The sequence below is a fragment of the Legionella geestiana genome (assembly GCF_004571195.1).
Lineage (GTDB): Bacteria > Pseudomonadota > Gammaproteobacteria > Legionellales > Legionellaceae > Legionella_B > Legionella_B geestiana.
The window spans coordinates 1097653-1117667 of record NZ_CP038271.1 but is presented as its reverse complement, the minus strand read 5'-3'; the positions used below and the strand labels follow the sequence as shown (position 1 = coordinate 1117667).

Genomic DNA, 20015 nt, shown 5'->3' with positions numbered 1-20015 from the left:
TTATGCATATCGATTTGAAAGGAATTAGACAAGAGGATATTCTACGGATATTAGGACAACTGGACCCGAATACTACATCAGTCTACTTAACCTGCAACGACCTCGGCTTGAAAACCGCCGAGGAGCTTGTGCAAATCTTCCACGCATTGCCCATGAACCTCCAGTCACTCAATCTGGGCTACAATGACCTCGACCGCAAAACCGCTGATGAGCTTGCGCGTATCCTCCACGCACTGCCCACAAACCTGCTGTCACTGGACCTTGGCGATTTCCTCAACTATAAAACCGCAGATGCACTCGTGCATGTCCTTCGTGCACTGCCCCCGAACCTGCAGTCGCTCGGCTTGCAAAGTAATCAACTCCACAGCAAAACCGCTCACGAGCTTGAGCGCATTCTCAGCGTATTGCCAGCGAGCCTGAAGTCACTCAACTTGCGCTTTAATTACCTCAGCGACAAAAACGATGAGGCACTGATTGCGCTGCTTGAGGTATTCAGAGGAAGGGCGCTCACCGAGCTGAAACTCGATAGTTCCACTATGAAAAGACCCGTGGTAAGGACAGCCTTTGATGCGATTATAGGCGTGCGTGCCCATAACGCCCGCCAAAAAGAGGCCACGCTGCTTGGAGTGCTGTTATCTGAGTTAACTCCATCACCGTCTGCGGCATTACCTGCAAGCCACCCGGAAGGATTTTTTGCGAGCGCACCTTTATCCGTGCAGGCACCCGATAATCCGACGCCAGTAAACTCTTGCATGTTGCTCTGAACCCGGTTCTTCCTGCATCCTGGTGGAAGGCATGCACTACTGGGGGCGCTCAGTTATCAAATCCTGCCAGACAATCTATCTCCACACACACCTTCGCCATGAATTGCAGCCCAATCAATTCAGGTTTCTGCGGAGTTTTAAAAAAACACCGTTTGATAAGACAGGGCAGGGGGATTTTTTCGACTCTGATGAAATGGGGATTCATTTGTCTTAAATTAACATCTAATTATCAAAATACTGTCAATTCATTGAATTAAACGGACTCTTTCCCAAATCCAGATGCGCTTTAGTCACCCTCAAAGCACTCTAACTCTTAGTCTATTAACTTTGGCAAATCCATTTGACCAGCCTGCACATTGTGGCAGACATTAAAATTGAAAGTGCCCCAATCAAATGCAATATTGGATCGTTTGTTATAAGAAGCAATAACTTCAGTTAGAGACTGTTAACATATACGGATCCTGGTTTTAACTTGATCTGACAGACAATTTTTAATATTCCGTAACTGTTAGATCAAGTTAAAACAATTAAGATTTAGCCCCACCCAAAATCAGTCAACGCGTGACGGATCTGAGTATATTGCTATCAATTTTAGTAACTTAAGTGACGAAACATCATTTAATAATGAGTTCCCTGCGTATACATCCACAATAAGCTCAAGTGGCACTTCCAGTAATGCAGCTATAATATCCGTGCTTATGTTAATTTGATGTATCAAAGCATGTAAATATACTCTTTGTTTGAAAGATCTTGTTGAAAAATCCACCACACACATCCTTTGCTCCTTGTTATCTGATTGATTTAAATTAAATATTTTCTGATTTGCATATGGGTTCTTTAAAATCTTATTGATACTGTTCATTTCCAAGCTGGAAAATGATTATAAAGAATCAAAACAAATTAGTTTTATATTATAACTTTATTGTTAAGATCGGTCTACAATCGAGTTATACTCGATATAAGAGCATAATGTTAACAGTAGCGAATGCTACCAAAGCTAAATTAATATCGAGATATCTTCTTGACATCTGAGGAAATTTCATTCGTGATGTATGGCATCAGGTAGCTTTCCTGACTAAAGGCTCAAACACTTGCTCTACATACTTGAATTAAATGTTGTTTAGACCTGTGTCAGCAATGCTCTCCCCCTAATTTCCCTAACCATTTTTTCGCAGACTGCAACATTACGTAATATTATGAAATGAGTACCTCTGACCTATTTAGTCAGGAGCTACTATCTATTACAATATGGCTTTATAAATATACGATTAGTAAATATTATGCCAAGATACAATGTCGCATTAATACCGAAAAACATGGGAGGAAAAATAACTTCCATGATTAATTGTAGAAGGGAGTGTTTAGCGGGATATTGCTTAGGAATTAACTCATTACCACACATTACCGTTAGTCAATTTTATTCGGAACCAACCGATATTGAATCGGTTTGGCAAAAGATATGTGAGAAAGTTGAGAATAAAACATTATATTTTACATTTAATAAATGGAGTAATATTAGTTTTGATGGTAAAATAAATTGGTTATCGATAATACCCAATGAAACTTTAGAGTTGCATGCTCTCTTTGAAAAAATAAAACCAATTGCCTCGCCTATACGACAAGATAAATATGACCCTCATTTGACTTTGTTTAACTATATAAAGGATGCACTTAAAATCGAATCTGTAATTGATTCTAATGATTTGGGGTTTGGAGATGAGTTTGAATTAGTTCTTGGTGAATCTGATGAGATTGGGCAATTGGTATCAGTTATTTATAATTCAGGTCATATGACTTCGCAGGTGTCAGCCAGCCTTTGATGTTTTTATCCCTGCAAGCATACCAATGAAACATGCTTGAATAGGATGAAACTGCTCAATTAACTCTTTCCTACAAATTATTTCACATGGATTAACATTTAAAGCATTAAAGCAGTTGGAAATAGAACCAATATTTACATTTTTATTTCTATTCATTGATAACAGATAATAATCATAATTTCCTTTAGTATTCAGAGAAAAACCATGAAAATTAGCTTTGTTGGCCATATTCATTTCATTGTAATGTAATCCGTAATGATATCCAATAATGGATGCCGATGCGGAGGATATGTTTGATATAATAAAGCTATCATAAACAATTTCACTAAGATTCAAAAATGTATAAGACCTCGACAATCTATTATAAATAATTATATGACGCTTTTTTTCATCGTAACCTTTATAATGGATCTTTTTAAGATTACGCATCAAATAATTAAAAATCAACGAAATTATTGAATTAAACGTATACATCTAATATCAGATTCACATTAATTAAACTATTACTTTGTCTGAGTTCGGTTTTCTATAATCGTTTATATTGTAAACATTATCAAATGAAAAAGGGGTGAATTTTGTACTAGAGTCATAAATCTCAAATCCTTCAACTTTCTTTACATAATCTATTAGTATCCATGCGACTGGCAGCAAGAACAGTTCACATAGGATTTTTTTGAAATATGCAAAAATAAAAATTTCTTTTAAATTTTCTATAGGTAATGTCCCATAAAATCCTATTGAAAGATATAGAACCAAATCGATAGTTATTGAGAGAAACGCAGCAAGGAGTATCCTGAAAAAAAGTGGGTGTCCTACAAGTTTCATTTTTGCCATCAAATAATTATTGGTAAATCCTGAGGCCCAAAAAGCGATTAATGATGCAGATATCAACCTTACTTGTGGCATTAATATTGAGTCAAATTCTTGGGATAGATTCCAATGAGGCGCTGGAGGAAGAATCGAAACTGTATACATTGAAAATATATATAAAATATTTACCATGGTTCCATACCATATTGCGCTTCTTGAGGCTTTAAATCCGTATATATCAACCAGCATGATATTTAAGTATGCTACAACAGGGAATATTATGAATCCCCCGGTTAATGTTATCCCCCAGAAATAAACTTGTTTGACAGCAGCAATTGTTGATATGAGCCATAACGATGTAAAAAGTATCGTGATGAATTGCAGATATTTTGAATTAACAGTGTCTTTAGATTGATTTAAGGCTGCATCTAACATAAAACAACATTTCCACTAAACTATCTGGAGTGGTATACAGTCAAAACAACGACACCAATGATATCATGTTCATCAGAATTAAAATATATTGGATCTGAACCGGATATTATCGACCGCAGTATCCATTGAGGTGGATCGATAACTATCTCTCTTAAAGATATTGCTTTTGATGTTTTCAATTGAACTAATACCAAATCATTGTCTATTATAGATTCGTTCGGATTAATAATGAATAATGTGCCTTTGGGAAATCGTGGCTGCATAGATGGTTTGCTTTCAAGAGCAAACGCCATATCATTTAAATTTAAGTTATCGTTTTGTATCAATGGATACCATTTATCCCACTGAGAATAATCATTTTTTTTATTTTCATCAATTTTTTCAATGGTTTCCCAATCTAATACTGGAATAAATTTCGGTTTGTTGTTCTGAGTTAATTGGATAGGCCTTTCATTATTTTCTAATAAGGAGTCAACACTTATTTTGAAATAACTTGCTATTAGATTAAGAGTGGAAATTCTAGGGTCTTCTGTTTCTCCAGAGGTTACCCGGCGTATAGTCATTATAGATACACCAATTGCACGGGCCAGCTGCGCATCAGATAAATTATTAGCAACCATCAACTTTTTTATATTGCCAGCAATGACTAAAGAATTTGGCACCCCTTTCTGCAAAGCAAGATTATTCATTTATATTTTTATCTGAGCGTTTAATCAAAATATTACACTAATATCTTAAATATAATCAAATAATCAATAATTCACACAAGATAAAGCACAGTGTACAACATTGCAATGATTTGGTGGAAAATCGTAAACATTCTCCATTTTCTCGGGTTGCATGCAGGTGATCCTGCCCTGATTTGTTGGACACCCTGCTAAGAGAGTAAAATCTAAAGCAGAGGTGAAAAATGAACAATAATAAATCAGATCAAAAAATCATCAGAAATAAATATAGTCCCCAGTTTAAAGATCAAGCAGTAGAACGGGCAGCGAAGGAAGGCGTCCCCCAGGTAGCCAAAGATCTTGGTATAGCCGAGGCGATATTGTATTCGTGGAGATCAAAGAAGAAACAAGGCGGCACTACACTTGAACACCAAAAGCTTCAGCAGGCTGAATTAGCACGGTTAAAGCGAGAATGTGCAAGACTTGCAGAAGAGAATGTATTTCTAAAAAAGGCGGCGGCGTACTTTGCCAGGGAAACGGAGTGAAGTATGCGATGATTAAGAACGAATCGAAACACTTTCCAATCAAATTAATGTGTCGGGCGTTGTCCGTGTTAGTCAGTGGATATTATGCATGGGCTGGCCGTAAGCCATCAAGACGGACTGAGCGGGATCGTGATTTGGCTGAAAAAATAAGGGGAATTTTTGACGAAGAACGCTCCAGAGCAGGCACACCCCGGATTACTAAACGATTAAACCGCGAAGGTGAACGGGTCGGCAAACAGCGTGTTGCCCGGATAATGCGTGAACAGGGTTGGCGTGCAAAATCCTCAAGGAAATTCAAGGCAACGACCAACAGCAATCACCAATTACCTTTTGCGCCGAATCTGTTGCAGCAAAATTTCAATGCACAGACCCCTAATGAAAAATGTGTCAGTGATATCACCTACTGTCATACAGAAGAGGGATGGCTTTACCTCGCGGTGGTGATGGACCTGTATTCTCGAAAGGTCGTTGGATGGGCGCTATCTGAACGCATGACCAAACAACTGGTAATTGACGCATTACAAATGGCTATATGGAAGCGTAAACCTTCCCGAGGATTGGTTATTCATTCGGATCGAGGCAGCCAGTACTGTTCGCATGATCATCAGAAACTTTTGAATATTCAAGGCCTTGCTTGCAGCATGAGCAAACGAGGCGATTGTTATGACAATGCTGCAATGGAAAGTTGGAATCACAGTTTCAAAGTTGAAGCTATACATGGCGAGAGATTTTTATCACGCGCTACCGCTAAAAATCATATATTCGAATACATTGAAATTTACTATAATCGAAAACGGCTTCATTCAAGGTTGGAGTATCAAACACCAGATTTGTTTGAATTCAGAAAAGTTGCTTAGCAAGGTGTCCGATTTTCCCGGGAAAGATCAGTTTTTGACGATGGTGTTTTTGACGCCATCACTGGGTCAAGGATGGCTTATCATTCCAGACGTATTGCAACTGAACCGGTTCCAGTTGGACGACACTGCTTCTGTCATCCAAATTCTTCCATTGGTAATTCGCAAAGCGATGCTGGCAGCGTTGAAAGGTAACTTAACAAAAACTTCTAGCCATTGGACAGGCTACAGTGAGATTGGCGGCTTGTCGTGGCGTCATGCAGCAATTGATAACAAGCGGCCAGGTGCGATTCTGATGAATGCTCCTGTTCGTAGGTCTCGAAGTTGTTTAATCCCGGACCGCTGATGCTGTCAACGATGCATTTGCGATTTTCATAAGGCAGTTGTAATACATCGATGGGAGTCAGTCCATCTGCATTGCGGATGGTTAGATTAGCAGAATATTCCAGCAAAATTGCGATTAGTTCCAAATCCCGCCGCGCGCAGGCGATATGCAGCGCCGTAAACTCTGCTTGAATCGCAAGCGGTTTTAAGAAAAATTTTTGGCTTATTTCCTGGCACAAGACAGGGGCTGTTTTGAGGTTGGTATCTGCTCCTGCTTCGCAAAGTTCCTTAACGAGGCTCACATAGCTGAGAACCGGTACGTTCCGTGAATCCGTATCCCTGTATCCCTTGGCAACAGCCAAATGCAGTGGACTTGTACCAAATCCCGTTGACAATCTGTTCACATCGAGTCTCGGGCGGCTCCTCTCTGAGGGTAACGTCAGAATATTTCTGATAAAGCGAATCGTATCTTCCGATTGTCCATTGGAAATTTTAAAATGCAAACTGGTGTTTCCCCAGTAATTATTAGATTCATTAAAATCAATGCCGGGAATTTGAGATAGACGCATCCAAATAGCTCGCTCTACCATTGGTAGAGACTTGCCAAGGGCAGTAATATTTAAATCTAGCGTTTGGTATAACGAAAATCCCTGTCTGCTTGACAGTGGACTTTTAGCATGGAAATCGCTGCTACTGGCTAAATGGACTAACAGATTGATAAACGTTGGATGGATGTTTTTTTCGTCATCCAGCCACAAACTGGGACAATCTTCAACCAGCCATGCTCTCAAGAACAAAACATTAAGCTTATCAGCATTTGTAATGTCATCTAATTGAAGTTCTAATTTTTCAGCTTTTTTTGATAAGCCTGTCGCCAATTTTTGCAGTGCACGGTTAAAGTTGGCTTGAAAGTCCGAGTCATTATTAAAAATGGCATAATGTGCAAGGATTTTTCCTATCAACGCCGGGTCACTTGAAAATAAGGTTTTACATAGTGCAAGTGCGTGGCGGTCAACGGAATGAGAAAAAAACATCATGCACACCATACCAATCATGGAGAGGGTAGTTTATTGAATTTGTGGAGTGAATAACAGGCACTTGCAACTACCCATTACCTGTAAGCCTGTTAATAACGAGCTTGGACTACAACGCATCATCAGGCTGTTACCACTGCATATCAGGGAGTTTAGTTCCTAAAAATTCAGAGGAAGATTAAAGATTGTGGTAAGGCAGAATAGGAGTCATAAGTAAGTCGCTGCGATAATTAAGTGTGGATTAGGCGGGCATGGGTCGATGCTTTATCAAAATTTGGCGACTATATGAACTGATTATCGATGCAAACTGATGACGCGGCCGTCTCCTCCGTTATCGAATTGAACAGGATTGCAGGGGATTGAATGGCGGCGTTTCTTTTGAGGATTGCTGTTTTTAGGGTTTCATGACTGTTACAATTCAGGTAGTGAATCGCCTGTTGAAATATTTTTTGATGGAAATGCTCTACCGCCATGTTTCGTTTTTTTGGGGGGCTATCCGGCTCCACTGCTACATCCCGGGTATGTTTTGCAATATAGGAATCAAGGAGCTTTCCATTGCTTCTCAAAAAACCTTTATCTTTGATTTCAGTTCTAAAAAATCGCAGATGTTGCATGGTTTTTAGCAGTTCTCCAAAACATGCTGGCATATTCTCAACGGGCAGACATTCAATTTTCTCATAGGCCTTTCTAATAGGCTCCCTGGCACTGGCCGAACAAAAATCATCAGCAATTAATTCGTCTATGATGACGTCAATTCGCCCGGCGGCGATGATTTTTGATTCGTCTCGAATGGCTGTAGCCAAATGATCATGCAAATCTGGTATTCGTGCCATGCCAAGAGCAATGGCAATCGCAAAAAATTTACAATTACCCTCAGAAACTTGCAAATTACCACCACTGTATCTAATCAGCGTATCCGGATATCTTTGATGAATATAGGCGGCGGTGGGGAGTAGAAAAGGAGAATTCGCAGCATCCAGTATATAAAAATCCGGTTTACCCTCACGAATACGAATATCAATACAGGTCCAGTGACTCTCAATTTCAACGAGGATCTGGCAACGAGACAGGTTGGCCAGTTTATCCATGCTCTGTTCCAGAGTATCCAGAAATTGCCGAAGCTCATCGAATCTTCCCCGGTATTGGCGTGACAATGCCAGACAATTAAAAGCAAACCCTTTATCCCGGACTTTTTCTCTCAGGCTTTCGATAATAATCGTCATGGCTTCGAGGGATATCCCCGGGTAATTATTCTGAAACTCTTCCAATAATCGCTGGACTAATTTTTTCATAACGGCTTCTGGCGTGACAGCATGTTGAAGGGTACTGGAACAGGTCGCGCGTAGCTGTTTGCTCTAAATGCGCGTTAGAGCATTCTAACCAAAGCCATGTTGCGTGGTCAAAATTTCCTGGCCAGTATGTGTTTGTCTGCAGTAATCTTCATGGTTTGCGCCATCCTGTTTAGGGGGTTAAGGCCTCCTCGGTTTTTTCAGCACATGGCGACTGGACTTCTTAAGCTGCTTAAATTTGGCCAATACTCTGAAAAAGCTGTAGGTAATGATTCATCTTCGCATTTTATAGGCCAGTCTTGAACTGTCTCAGGTTGGTTGTATTCAATGAAAAGATCTACACCCTTTTGATGAAAGACGGCAAGATATGCCGGATTTTTATATATCGCCATGAGATGCAGGCAGGTGTTCCCATTTTTGTGCGTACATGAACATCTGCCCTCGCTTTTAAAAGGGCTAACAAACACTCGCTTTTCTTATTAGGGCGTGCCCTCATTCTATAATATGGCTTTAAATGCGGCGTTTTGGCATGCATGCAGGCGCAAAAAGGTTTCAGTACCGTGTCATATTCGTGAGAGAAGTTGTTATACGAAAATATTCTCCTCGCAAACCGCCTGCATGAAACATCAAAAAAAATCGTCGATTTATTAAGCTATTATACATTCTATTATGGTGTAAAAAATTATGAAATTGAAATGGCAAAATTGCATAATCAAAAGTACTGGACTACTATTACATCGGTTGTTTGATATAGGCGCGGATTTTTGGACGAAAAAAAGGTATTTTTAAGAGCTATTCTTCTATTATAAGAGGAGAATAGGATGACCAAAAAGCGAAATTATTACACTGCATCAAAAAAATCAAAGATTGCACTTGCTGCCATTGAGGGGAAATTGACCCAGGCCCAGTTAACCAGCGAGTACGGCGTGCATGCTACCCAAATTAAAGCCTGGAAGCAAACGGCATTGCAAGCGATATCTGACGTGTTTTCCAACACTCGCGACAAAGATAAAAAAACACAAACAGAACTTATCGATGCCTTATATGAGGAAATTGGTCGGCTCCAGGCACAATTGTCCTGGTTAAAAAAAAAATTTCCATCTGAGCCTGGATGAAAAACGCAGACTCATCGATAGCAGCGCTGAAATAACGATCCGAGAGCAGTGCATGCTACTCGGATTGAGCGTTTCCAGTTACTATTACAAGGCGTCTTCCATATCAGCAGAAGATGAGCGATTAATGACGCTGCTTGACGAGCATTATCTCCAATATCCCTGTGAAGGCAAAATTAAGCGCGCACAATGGCTATCAAAAGAGGTTGGTTATACTGTTGGTAGACGTCGTATCAAGAGACTCATGGAGGTCATGGGGTTAGAAACCGTCTACCCAAAGCCAAATACAAGCGTACCCAATAAAGAGCACACCGTGTACCCCTATTTATTGCGAGATATCGATATCACAAAACCCGATCAAGTATGGGCGGCGGATATCACATACGTCAGGATGAAAGGCGGTCACGTCTATTTGCTCGCCATTATGGATTGGTATAGCCGCTATGTGGTTCAATGGGCCGTTTCACCAACGCTTGAGGCTGAATTCTGTGTAGAAGCACTTAGAAATGCTTTGCTGAAAGGACGATGTGAAATCTTCAACACTGATCAAGGGTCACAATTCACCTCAAGTGACTGGATAAACACGCTAAAAACCCACAGGATCTCCATCAGTATGGATGGGCGAGGTCGCTACCTTGATAATATTTTTATAGAGCGTTTATGGCGTAGTGTTAAACAAGAAAAACTCTATCGATATTCTTTTGAGTCAATTGAAGAAGTTGAGCTGGCATTATGTGAATACTTTGATTATTATAACCACCGAAGACCGCACCAGTCCTTCAGATATTTCACACCAGCGGACATGTATTTTCAACACCGTAAAAAAACATGAGCTCCGTGTGTCATGGCTTACCCACAGGGTCAACAGGCCTATCCGAGACAATGAAAGCTCTCCTGGCCTATGGACTTGTGGATAAGCCATTCTGAGAGCAAGGTGATTAGACTAACAAGATGGGAATAGCTCTTATTTTCCCTGAATTTTGTTCCAGTGCCCCGGACCTATCTAAGTTTCATACAAATGGCTCTAAATTTTAAGGACATTGAAATGAATACTTTAAGAAAGTTTTTTTTAGTGGCTTTAGTTTCCATATTTAGCCTGACGGCATATGCAGGAAATACAATTGTTGACATCGCTGCAGGCAATAAGGATTTTTCAACCCTTGTTACTTTGTTGAAAAAAGCTGATTTAGTTAGCGCACTACAAGGTACAGGTCCTTTTACAGTGTTTGCACCGACCAATGAGGCATTTGCAGCTGTTCCCAAGGCCGATTTGGATGCGCTTTTGGCTAATCCAGAGAAATTAAAAGCCGTGTTGCTTTATCACGTGGTGAGTGGTGACATTACCTCAGATAAAATTCAACCGGGTATGGTTAAAACGCTGGGTGGGCAGGATGTCGATATTACGGTAAAAGATGGAAAAGTATACGTTAATAGTGCGGAAGTTATACAGGCCGACGTTAAGGCTTCAAACGGTGTCATTCATGTTGTGAATCAAGTACTGCTGCCTAAATAACAGCTTCTTTGGAGATGGCGCTCATCAGCTGTTGCCATCTCCTTTTAATTATTTGTTAAGCCAATGACCACTCAAAAAATACTGGTAAAGTATGCCGTCAGTAAAAGCGACAAAGTAACGGCTATCGTTGCATTACGACGTAAGTGAAAAAACCACAAAGGAATCAATTTTTTACGATAAAGCTCCAGGTCAAGAATCAGTAAAGATAGAAAACATAAGATTTGCAGTGCGAAAGTCAAATAAGTCTTAATAGACAGTACTGATAACCACCCAACGAGCGTTATTATATTGCTGTACAACAACAGATTACGCGCACATTTTTCTGAAAAAAACAGAAATGTCGCCCAATGTATTCCACACAGAAATGCGATGATGACGGCGCCATAGGCAAATAAGGCAAGGCTATAATCCAAACCGCCAATATGCAGGGAAACTGCCGTACCGAGTGCAATAAAAGGGATAATACCAGCGTAAGTGAGAACTTTTGCGGCCAGGGTATTGTTTTTATTCATGATTTAGACCACCAAATAAGTACCATCATATCTTTAAGTCAAAAACAAACTTAATACACCACCTGATAGAGTACATTCAATAGTTATACATTTGCTAAAATGTCACTGCTCTAATACCAATTGGGTACTTCAGTAAAAATCCATGATGACACGCCGGGGATTATTGCGCCAGGTAAAAAGTTTATCGAAAGATGAAACTGGTTCAACGCAGGGCTTATGGGTTTAGAAATTTTGAAAATTACAGACTAAGAGTTAGAGTGCTTTGTGGATGACTGAAGTGCCCCCGGATTAGAGAAAGAACCGAAGAATTTACGTCACGTTTTCGACACATCTCATGATAAAACCAAGTACTTGACAACGGGCAATGGCGACCAGTGCGTTATCATTGATTTTTGCATTGCCATTTTCTTTCAAATGATGTTTGTTCATCTGCAGGAACCAGATAAACATAAAAGCCCCGATTCGTTTATTGCCATCCGTGAAAGGATGATTTTTAATAATAAAGTACAATAGATGCGCCGCCTGTTCTTCAATGCTTGGGTATAAATATTGGCCACTAAAACTCTGTATGATGTTGCCGAGAATCCCTTGAAAGCTTTCATCTTTGGGTTGCCCAAATAACTCTGTGGCCTCTTGACGCATCATTAAGCGGTGCTTCAGGTCTTCTATCGCACGTATGGCAGCCTGATAATCAATCTCACAGGTTATATGTGTATTCAAGGCACCAGTCGGAAAATTACCGGTATCAAATTGATTTAACAATATAAAACTGTGTGTATACTCTGTTAAAACGGTTAACAGTCCGCTTGCTTCAGTCTGGCTTAAAGCATCAAGTTGTGCTTTTTGAAATAAAGCCAAGGCTTTTTCGAGTTCTTTAATTTGTTGTTGCTGATTTTTTAAGCGTTCTTGATCCAACGCGTAACCCTGTATCAAATATTCTTTGAGCACCTTGTTGGCCCAAATCCTGAACTGAGTACCTTGCTTCGATTTAATGCGATAACCAACGGAAATGATAACGTCCAAACTGTAATATTTTGTTTTATATGCTTTTCCATCGGTGGCAGTTGTCAAGGATTCCTTGACAACCGGTTTCTCAATAAGCTCACCTTCATTAAAAATATTACGTATATGTAAGCTTATGTTTTGTTTGGATTTTTTAAATAAGTCTACCATTTGAGACTGAGTCAGCCAAACGGTTTCATTTTCTAATTGCACTTCGGTATGAATATTATTATTTTTGTCCTGATAAATTAATATGGAGCTGTTTCCGAAAGTATCTGTGCTCATTATAAAAAATCTCCATATATTTATGTTAGCTCGATCGTTAGTTTGGCCAACAAAACTGGCAAATATTTGAGCGAGATGCGGAATAATTCATCTTGTGACAAAAGCGAAGTAAGGAGTTACTCATGTCAGAATTGTACCAGAATCTGTTGTATTCACGATCTGCAAAATTTGCATTATAAAAGGAAAAATCTGCTTTCAAATACCTTCATTATCAGGAGGGATGTCTTGGAGTGTAAAAAAACGGGGAACATCCGGGTTGAATATGATTCGGTGTTGCGTGTCATTTGCAGAAAGCGACTGAAAGGGTCTCGGGCACGTTTTCGTCACCCCGACTTGGTTCCCAAGACAAAAATCAGGCTCTACCCCAAATAAGGGGGCACTTTAATCAAGTTAGTCTAGACTAACTAATTGATTTCGCGATCAAATTGGAGATTAAAGTGCCCAAGCATAATCTTATCTTAAATTTACCTGGATTTACCATACAAAAAGTGAGTGGTTATCAACCACTGATATTGGATATTTCGTATCAACGATTACCTCGCTGTGCCCATTGCAATAGCAAAGCAGTGCGTAAAAAGGCATCTTATATACGAACCGTAGCTCATGAATTAATTGGTCATCGCCGCAGCCTTTTGCGATTTAAGGCCTATAAACTGTATTGCAATACATGCCAGCGCTACGGAAATCAGCAGTTTCCTGGCATCAATAAGCATCAGCGTTCAACCTGGCGTTTACAGGCAGCGGTATTTCATAACCACACGCGAGGAATTTCCCAAAAAGACCTTGCTCAGCAATTTAATAAAGGGAAAGCTACGATTGAGCGTTGGTATCATCGACAATATCAGGAGCAGGCTAAAGAGTTGATGAATACACCATGTCCAACTGTACTGGGTATTGATGAGCACTTCTTTAGCCGAAAACAGGGATTTGCCACAACGCTGTGTGACCTGAAAAAACATAAGGTGTTTGATATTGTGAAAGGCCGAAGTGAATCTGATCTTGCCAGTTATCTGGCCTCCCTTACCGGAAAAGAACGCGTCAAGGTGGTTTGTATGGATTTAAGTAGTACTTACCGCTCTATTGTAAAAAAACATTTTCCCAATGCAAAAATTGTGGCTGACCGATTTCATGTTATTCGCTTGCTTCAACATCAATGTATGATGACCTATCGCGAACTATCGAGCCAAATAAAAAGTAATCGGGGTATATTGGCTTTACTGCGTACACGACCTGATAGATTGACTCCTCAACGGCGACTTAAGCGGGATGCATTCCTTCAAGACAATCCCGCTATAAACGCTATATATCAGTTCCAGCAACAAATTCATGCGTTACTCTTACACAAATCCATGAATAAAGATTGGTGTAAGAAAATGATCCCTCAGTTTTTAAATATGCTGGATGAACTGAAAAATAGTCCATTTAAAGCATTGGCAGTGCTTGGTAAAACATTTTGTCAATGGAAAGAAGAGATAGTACGCATGTGGCGGTTTAGAAAGTCAAATGGCATTACAGAAGGGTTTCATAGAAAGATGAAGTTAATACAAAGAAGAGCTTATGGCTTTCGTAACTTTGAAAATTACAGAACTCGTGTTAGGGTGCTCTGTTGTTAATGGTGAGTGCCCCCGTAATTGGGAAAGACCCAAAAATCATAGCTAAGTACTTGATTTTATATGGCGCGCTCGGAGGGACTCGAACCCCCGACACCTTGGTTCGAAGCCAAGTACTCTATCCAGCTGAGCTACGAGCGCATGGAGATGTGTATTCGGTGTATCTTCCCGTGAGGGTGGTGGGCCGTATAGGGGTCGAACCTATGACACATGGGTTAAAAGCCCACTGCTCTACCGACTGAGCTAACGGCCCGTTTGCAGCATGTTTTTCTCCGCCATTATGGAGCTGCATCCAATAATGGTGGGCCGTATAGGGGTCGAACCTATGACACATGGGTTAAAAGCCCACTGCTCTACCGACTGAGCTAACGGCCCAAAGAGGGTGAAATGATAACTGATTGGTGCAAAAATTCAAGTGGATTTGCTGTAAATATTTTCAGCTTTCACGGTTGTTGTGTCAATGTTAAACAAATTCTGCCGCGTAGCAAGGACATTCCATCCTTTTTCTGCCAGTTGTCTGCCAAGCGATTGCTCGGTATGCGCCGCTGTCAACAGCAACAGGGTATCAGCACCCATCGCACCACAGGCTTTGGCCGCCAGTACTTCGGGATATATGCCGAGCGTATTAAGCGCCTGCAGGCTGTGTGGGGCAGTAAGTGCCGACTGAGTCAGCGCCTCCTGAAACGCATTAACCGCTTCAGGCAGTGCAGCTGCGTTTGCCGTGCGAAAGGCATTAAAAACTGCCAGTGCCGCCGCATCAAGATGCGAGTAGTCAAGTGTCTCCAGTGACTCTAGATGCGTGTGCGTAGCGAGCTTTTTTCCAGTGTGCACAATGACAAAGCCAATTTCCGTGAATGGCCACGGCATGTGCTCAATCACCCCTGCATTTCGGTGAATACACACACAACCAGAGCGTGCCTGTGCGAGCACGTCATAGCCACTTGGACGTGCGCCAGTTCCCTGCCAGGCGGCATCAAAATACGCTTCGAGAAGCCGGCCATCATCGACTCGCGCATGTTTGCCCTGGTACACACCAACAAATTGTGCACTCGATGCGCCAAGACCGCCGAGCCCCTGATAGGGATCGTAAAAATGAACGCCTTTATCGCCAAGGGCCTGCAGATAACGCCCGGCCGGAGAGGACGGATGAAGATTGGACTCCCGAACATCTTCGGTCTGTGTGACTTCAAAACAGGGTGTAGTGGTCAAAATAACAGCCGGCCCACCTTTAAGCGCCACGTACTCGCCACTCAAAAAGGTTTTGGCGGGAATGAAGCGCTTCATGCCGTTTGCGCCGTTCGCACTTCATGCAGCAGATGCTGCGCATGACTCAGACTGATGCGCCGGTGCGTTACCAGCCATTGCTGCATGCGGAATTTGAGCAGAGGGCGCTCCTGCTCACTGGCGCCGGCAGCCAGTATCAGGTTATCGATGTGCAGCTTCATGTGCCCCTGAATAATGCCTTCAGTGCACAGTGCGCGCAGAGCGCCCAGGTTTTGCACGAGCCCTACAGCCGCAAGAATCCGTGACAGCATCTCGGCTGATTCAACGTTTAACATGCGAAGGCACATTTGCGCTGTTGGATGCGTTGCAGTTACGCCACCTACAATCCCGGCGACCAGAGGTGCTGTAAGGGTGCCGGTCAGCGTGTGATTCTGATAACGCCAGCGCGACAGCGACTGATACTGGCCAAAGCGTGCCGCAAACGCATGCACCCCTGCCTCAACCGCACGCCAGTCGTTGCCGGTAGCAATCAAGACCGGATCGATACCGTTCATGATGCCCTTGTTGTGGGTGGCGGCACGGTAGGGGTCCATTTCCGCAAAGCGCGAGGCTTCTTCAATGCGCGCCCCAAGCTCCGGGTCGATGCCACGCAGTTCCACTCGGGCCGATGCGAGCTTTTCATCGTTGAGGTTCGAAAGAATGCACATGCTGGCCCGCTCGCCGGTCAGCCGTTCAATCGGGCCACTTAAGAATTCAAGCACCTGATTGATGCAGTTTGCACCCATCGCGTCACAGCTGTTCAGGGTCAGATGAATCACCGCCATGATGCCACCGTCTTCGCGTGAAAGTCTGCGAATGCACATGTCCCTGACTCCCCCGCCTCGTGCGACCATTCCTGCGGCCGCGTCCTTATTGGCAAGTTCGATTAAAAAGTGCTTATTGTCGTTAAAAATCCGTGAAAATCGCTCAAAATCGGGGATTTTTGCAAATTGAATCTGCCCGAGAATACATTCTCCGGCGTGGCTGGTGGTGATACTGCCATGCTGGTGAATCCATTTGGCCGTTTTGGAAAGAGCCGCGATGATAGAAGTTTCTTCCACGGCAAGTGGAATGACCCGCTCCACGCCATCAATGCAAAAATGGGTGGCAACCCCCAGTGGCAGCTGAAAATAACCGATGACATTCTCAATAAATTTCTCGCCAAGGCTGATGTCCTTGACAGCGCCATTCTCGAGGAACTGAACATCTTCTGCCGTCAGTGCCCCCATTGCCATGAGCCGCGCATAGCGCTCTTCACGGGTGAGTTTTGAAAACCCGGAAAAAAGGGCGCGGGCTTCATCGTTCAATGGCATATTTCCCCCGAAGCATGGAAATCGTAGCGCTTCCTGTACAAAACATGGCGACTTTGAGCGCATATTCAGTGGCTTCCATGCACTCGCAAACCGCTTCTACACTGGAAAGGGCGGGCTCCAGCATCGGTTTTGCGAGACCAACGGTGCTGGCCCCCAGTGCGAGAAGTCGTGCAACATCAAGACCGTGACGTACACCGCCAGAGCCCCAGACTTCATACGGCATACCACTCTCGACAGCCGCACGCAGGCTGCTCACGGTATCAATGCCCCAGTCGCGAAAGGCCGCTCCTGCGGCTGTACGCCGAGCGTCATCCCCGGTACGGTGACTTTCAATCCGTCCCCAGTGTGTGCCGCCAAGTCCGCTGACATCAACAGCAGCAATAGCGGTGTCTGCGAGACGCTTCAAGGTGTCTGCTGAAAAACCGCAGCCGGTTTCCTTCACAATTACTGGTACTGGCAGAGCATGCGCGAGACGTTTGACCGCCTCAAGGGCGCCGCGAAAAGAAGGGGTGCCTTCAGGCTGAATGCACTCCTGCAGCGGATTACAGTGAATAATAAAAGCGCTGGCTTCAAGATTGTCGACAAGGCGCTCCACCTCTACGATGGGGGTCACAATCAGCTGGGCAATGCCAAGGTTGCCAAAGCGCGCGACATTTGGAAAGTCGCGAACAAGAGACGCCCATTCGGCCGCAGCAGCGGTATCAGTCAGTTCACGCCGTTGTGAGCCGACTCCCATGGCCCAGCCGCGTATGGAACAGGCTTCCATCAGATGGCGGTTGACACGCGCGGCATCCCGATGTCCGGCGGTCATGGAGCTGACCAGCAAAGGCGTGCTGACAGTCTGGCCGAAACGGGTTGTCGTTAATGCAAGCTCGTCAAAGTCGAGTTCTGGCAGTGCTTCATGGCGCAGGCGGATAGCATCGAGCGCATTCCATTCACGCGCCTCATTCTCAGGCATAAGGGCAAGGGCGATGTGGTCGCGTTTGCGCTGCTCAAACTGTTGAAGCGTGTCCTGCATGGTGAGTTCTGGCTATTGGAGAAAACGGGTTCAATTTTAGCACAAATGTGCAAAATGCAAAACGCATGTCTGCCGCACCGATGGTTTCGCGGGCGGCAGACATGCAGGTCTTTAGAACGGGATATCATCGTCCAGTTCATCAAAGGCATTTTCAGCACTTGCGGGTGCCGATGCCTGAGGACGGCGGGAGGCCTGCTGAGGTGCCGGAGCACCCATGGTGCCCTGGTCGTCAAACGCGCCAGAGGCCCCGCCTTTGCCATCGAGCATCTGCAGTTCAGCCGCAACAATCTCGGTCGTGTAGCGTTCCTGGCCCTGCTGGTCCTGCCATTTTCGGGTGCGCAGGCTGCCTTCAACATAAACTTTACTGCCCTTTCGCAGATATTCTCCGGCAATTTCACCAAGGCGGTTGAAGCAGACAACGCGATGCCATTCCGTGCGCTCCTGACGCTCGCCAGTTTGTTTGTCTTTCCAGGCTTCACTGGTGGCAACCGAAAGGGTGGCGACCGCGTTTCCATTGGGCATATACCGAACTTCCGGGTCGCCGCCAATATTGCCGATAAGTATGACCTTGTTAATCCCGCGTGCCATGATGCTCTCCACTGATTTAAATTGTAATGTGCGATTATAAGCCTATTTTTCTGTCCAAAACCACCTGAGGGGTGCCGGCCTTGCGTGCGATGACCGCCCAGAGCAGCCCAAAAATGCCGTTCATGATGAAAATGCCATGGGTTCCAAAATAGCCATAAACCATACCGGCAAGGGTTCCGCCTGCAAAAATGCCGAGAAACTGGCAGCTTGAATAAACGCCCATGGCACTTCCGCGAACGCGAGTTTCAGCCTCGCGCGAAATGAGCGAGGGCAGGCTCGCCTCGAGAAAATTAAAGCAGATGAAATAAACGAAAAGCGCAGTAATGAGGGGCAGGCCAAAAGTGCTTGTCAGCGCCATGCCAATCTGACAAAGCGCCGTAGTGAGCACGCATCCTGGAAAGACTTTTCGCATGTATCCTTTGCGTTCAGCAAGATAGATAAGCGGGAGCATGGCGAGAAAGGAGCCGGTGACCAGTGGCAGATAGATGCGCCATGAGGCCCCAGCGGCATTGGCAGTCTCTGCATGCTTCAAGAGCATGGGGATAACGTAAAAAGTCGAGGTCAGTATCAGATGCTGGATAAAAATGCCGGCGTTAAGGCGCTGAAGTGCTGGAATACGCACGACTTCTGCGAGCAACGCCGTGAATGGCGCACTGTTCTTTGGGATTGGCGGTGGTGTAGGGACGACAAGGTGCAGCATCAGCAGTCCGCAGACGGCCAGCCCAAAGGTGGTGGCGAAAATGCCGGAAAGTCCTGAATATTGTGCGATGGCCGGGCTTGTCACCATGGCAAGGCTGAATGAGACGCCAATCGTAATGCCAATGACTGCCATGGCTTTTGTGCGTTCTGAGGCGGGGGTCAGGTCCGCAAGCAAGGCCGTCAGTACACTGCCGATGGCGCCGGTACCCTGGAGGATTCGCGCGAGGAGCACGCCGTAGATGGAATCGGAAAAAACTCCAATGAGGCTCCCAAGCGCAAAAAGTATGAGGCCAATGGTCAGCAGAGGCTTGCGGCCAAAATAATCCGACAAAATGCCAAAGGGCATTTGCAGCAGTCCCTGAGCAAGGCCATAAGCGCCGAGCGCAAGCCCGGCAAGAAAAGGCGTATTACCCCGCAATTGTCCGGCGTAGACGGTAAAAACCGGGATGAGCATGAAGAGTCCGAGCATGCGGAACGAAAAAATTGAGGCAATGGGCAGAATGGCAGAAGCCCATGGGGTTTGCTGTGTGTGCGGTTGCATGCGCGGGTTGCTCGCAGGA

General features: G+C 43.9%; 21 protein-coding genes, 3 tRNA genes and 1 pseudogene. 9 read left to right on the top strand and 16 right to left on the bottom strand.

The window, feature by feature from the left end; all coding sequences use genetic code 11:
- Positions 1–2 precede the first annotated feature (2 nt).
- Positions 3–764, top strand: coding sequence for a leucine-rich repeat domain-containing protein (locus tag E4T54_RS04925; protein WP_131793742.1), 762 nt, complete (start codon positions 3–5; stop codon positions 762–764).
- A 550-nt stretch (positions 765–1314) separates the two neighbouring features.
- Here E4T54_RS04925 and E4T54_RS04920 read toward each other — a convergent pair.
- Positions 1315–1632 carry a hypothetical protein gene (locus E4T54_RS04920; RefSeq protein ID WP_167755238.1) on the bottom strand — a complete coding sequence of 106 codons (318 nt, stop codon included), beginning with the start codon at positions 1630–1632 and terminating at the stop codon, positions 1315–1317.
- 412 nt (positions 1633–2044) lie between these two features.
- Between E4T54_RS04920 and E4T54_RS04915 the strand changes: the two genes are divergently transcribed.
- Entirely contained in the window at positions 2045–2584 is a 540-nt protein-coding gene (locus tag E4T54_RS04915; protein WP_131793743.1) for a 2'-5' RNA ligase family protein, read from the top strand.
- Here the strand turns inward: E4T54_RS04915 and E4T54_RS04910 are convergent.
- The 3 genes from E4T54_RS04910 to E4T54_RS04900 all read right to left on the bottom strand — a co-directional run bounded on the left by E4T54_RS04910 (position 2570) and on the right by E4T54_RS04900 (position 4518).
- The gene (locus tag E4T54_RS04910; RefSeq protein WP_028385854.1) at positions 2570–2812 is read right to left on the bottom strand and encodes a hypothetical protein; all 243 of its coding nucleotides are present in this window, start codon (positions 2810–2812) and stop codon (positions 2570–2572) included. The two genes, E4T54_RS04915 and E4T54_RS04910, sit on opposite strands and share 15 nt — an antisense overlap.
- 267 nt (positions 2813–3079) lie before the next feature.
- Positions 3080–3829: a queuosine precursor transporter gene (locus tag E4T54_RS04905; protein WP_028385853.1), complete on the bottom strand. Its 750-nt coding sequence runs from the start codon at positions 3827–3829 to the stop codon at positions 3080–3082.
- 20 nt (positions 3830–3849) lie between these two features.
- Positions 3850–4518, bottom strand: coding sequence for a helix-turn-helix domain-containing protein (locus E4T54_RS04900; RefSeq protein ID WP_051550813.1), 669 nt, complete (start codon positions 4516–4518; stop codon positions 3850–3852).
- Positions 4519–4739: 221 nt separating this feature from the next.
- On the opposite strand from E4T54_RS04900, the gene E4T54_RS12185 reads away from it, so the two are divergent.
- Both E4T54_RS12185 and E4T54_RS04895 read left to right on the top strand, forming a co-directional pair.
- Positions 4740–5039 (top strand): transposase, encoded by a 300-nt coding sequence (locus E4T54_RS12185; protein ID WP_028385851.1) that lies wholly within the window; start codon positions 4740–4742, stop codon positions 5037–5039.
- 8 nt (positions 5040–5047) lie between these two features.
- Positions 5048–5896 carry an IS3 family transposase gene (locus tag E4T54_RS04895; protein WP_420795128.1) on the top strand — a complete coding sequence of 283 codons (849 nt, stop codon included), beginning with the start codon at positions 5048–5050 and terminating at the stop codon, positions 5894–5896.
- Positions 5897–6102: 206 nt separating this feature from the next.
- Here E4T54_RS04895 and E4T54_RS04890 read toward each other — a convergent pair whose 3' ends face one another.
- Both E4T54_RS04890 and E4T54_RS04885 read right to left on the bottom strand, forming a co-directional pair.
- Complete coding sequence (locus tag E4T54_RS04890; RefSeq protein WP_081776700.1) at positions 6103–7272, bottom strand: ankyrin repeat domain-containing protein; 1170 nt, start codon at positions 7270–7272, stop codon at positions 6103–6105.
- Between the two features lie 260 nt (positions 7273–7532).
- Positions 7533–8543 (bottom strand): hypothetical protein, encoded by a 1011-nt coding sequence (locus tag E4T54_RS04885; RefSeq protein WP_028385848.1) that lies wholly within the window; start codon positions 8541–8543, stop codon positions 7533–7535.
- 818 nt (positions 8544–9361) lie between these two features.
- Between E4T54_RS04885 and E4T54_RS04880 the strand changes: the two genes are divergently transcribed.
- The 3 genes from E4T54_RS04880 (at position 9362) to E4T54_RS04870 (ending at position 11165) form a co-directional block, all read left to right on the top strand.
- Entirely contained in the window at positions 9362–9655 is a 294-nt protein-coding gene (locus tag E4T54_RS04880) for a hypothetical protein (protein ID WP_115152800.1), read from the top strand.
- The gene (locus tag E4T54_RS04875) at positions 9642–10484 is read left to right on the top strand and encodes an IS3 family transposase (protein WP_058387102.1); all 843 of its coding nucleotides are present in this window, start codon (positions 9642–9644) and stop codon (positions 10482–10484) included. The genes E4T54_RS04880 and E4T54_RS04875 overlap by 14 nt, the downstream gene beginning before the upstream one ends.
- A gap of 213 nt (positions 10485–10697) precedes the next feature.
- Entirely contained in the window at positions 10698–11165 is a 468-nt protein-coding gene (locus E4T54_RS04870; protein WP_028386907.1) for a fasciclin domain-containing protein, read from the top strand.
- Positions 11166–11236: 71 nt separating this feature from the next.
- Here the strand turns inward: E4T54_RS04870 and E4T54_RS04865 are convergent, their stop codons facing one another.
- Positions 11237–11677 carry a DUF3429 domain-containing protein gene (locus E4T54_RS04865; RefSeq protein ID WP_028386906.1) on the bottom strand — a complete coding sequence of 147 codons (441 nt, stop codon included), beginning with the start codon at positions 11675–11677 and terminating at the stop codon, positions 11237–11239.
- A 182-nt stretch (positions 11678–11859) separates the two neighbouring features.
- Here E4T54_RS04865 and E4T54_RS12180 point away from each other — a divergent pair.
- Positions 11860–11949, top strand: a pseudogene (locus tag E4T54_RS12180) (transposase); the annotation flags it as partial.
- 37 nt (positions 11950–11986) lie between these two features.
- On the opposite strand, the gene E4T54_RS04855 reads toward E4T54_RS12180, so the two are convergent.
- The gene (locus E4T54_RS04855) at positions 11987–12964 is read right to left on the bottom strand and encodes a virulence RhuM family protein/type II toxin-antitoxin system death-on-curing family toxin (RefSeq protein WP_051550979.1); all 978 of its coding nucleotides are present in this window, start codon (positions 12962–12964) and stop codon (positions 11987–11989) included.
- Between the two features lie 437 nt (positions 12965–13401).
- Between E4T54_RS04855 and E4T54_RS04850 the strand changes: the two genes are divergently transcribed.
- Positions 13402–14577, top strand: a complete 1176-nt coding sequence (locus E4T54_RS04850; protein WP_115152802.1) for an ISL3 family transposase — start codon at positions 13402–13404, stop codon at positions 14575–14577.
- Positions 14578–14638: 61 nt separating this feature from the next.
- Here the strand turns inward: E4T54_RS04850 and E4T54_RS04845 are convergent.
- The 8 genes from E4T54_RS04845 to E4T54_RS04810 all read right to left on the bottom strand — a co-directional run bounded on the left by E4T54_RS04845 (position 14639) and on the right by E4T54_RS04810 (position 19996).
- Positions 14639–14715 (bottom strand) — tRNA-Arg (locus tag E4T54_RS04845).
- A 36-nt stretch (positions 14716–14751) separates the two neighbouring features.
- Positions 14752–14827: transfer RNA gene (locus E4T54_RS04840), tRNA-Lys, on the bottom strand.
- A gap of 46 nt (positions 14828–14873) precedes the next feature.
- Positions 14874–14949 (bottom strand) — tRNA-Lys (locus E4T54_RS04835).
- Positions 14950–14985: 36 nt separating this feature from the next.
- Positions 14986–15858 carry a hypothetical protein gene (locus E4T54_RS04830; RefSeq protein WP_028385975.1) on the bottom strand — a complete coding sequence of 291 codons (873 nt, stop codon included), beginning with the start codon at positions 15856–15858 and terminating at the stop codon, positions 14986–14988.
- A complete protein-coding gene (locus E4T54_RS04825; protein ID WP_028385974.1) occupies positions 15855–17150 on the bottom strand; it encodes a hydroxymethylglutaryl-CoA reductase, degradative in 1296 nt (431 codons plus the stop codon). The genes E4T54_RS04830 and E4T54_RS04825 overlap by 4 nt, the downstream gene beginning before the upstream one ends.
- Positions 17134–18168 (bottom strand): type 2 isopentenyl-diphosphate Delta-isomerase, encoded by a 1035-nt coding sequence (fni, locus tag E4T54_RS04820; protein ID WP_028385973.1) that lies wholly within the window; start codon positions 18166–18168, stop codon positions 17134–17136. The genes E4T54_RS04825 and fni overlap by 17 nt, the downstream gene beginning before the upstream one ends.
- A gap of 111 nt (positions 18169–18279) precedes the next feature.
- Complete coding sequence (gene ssb, locus E4T54_RS04815; RefSeq protein WP_028385972.1) at positions 18280–18756, bottom strand: single-stranded DNA-binding protein; 477 nt, start codon at positions 18754–18756, stop codon at positions 18280–18282.
- A gap of 34 nt (positions 18757–18790) precedes the next feature.
- Positions 18791–19996: an MFS transporter gene (locus E4T54_RS04810; protein ID WP_167755236.1), complete on the bottom strand. Its 1206-nt coding sequence runs from the start codon at positions 19994–19996 to the stop codon at positions 18791–18793.
- Positions 19997–20015 lie beyond the last annotated feature (19 nt).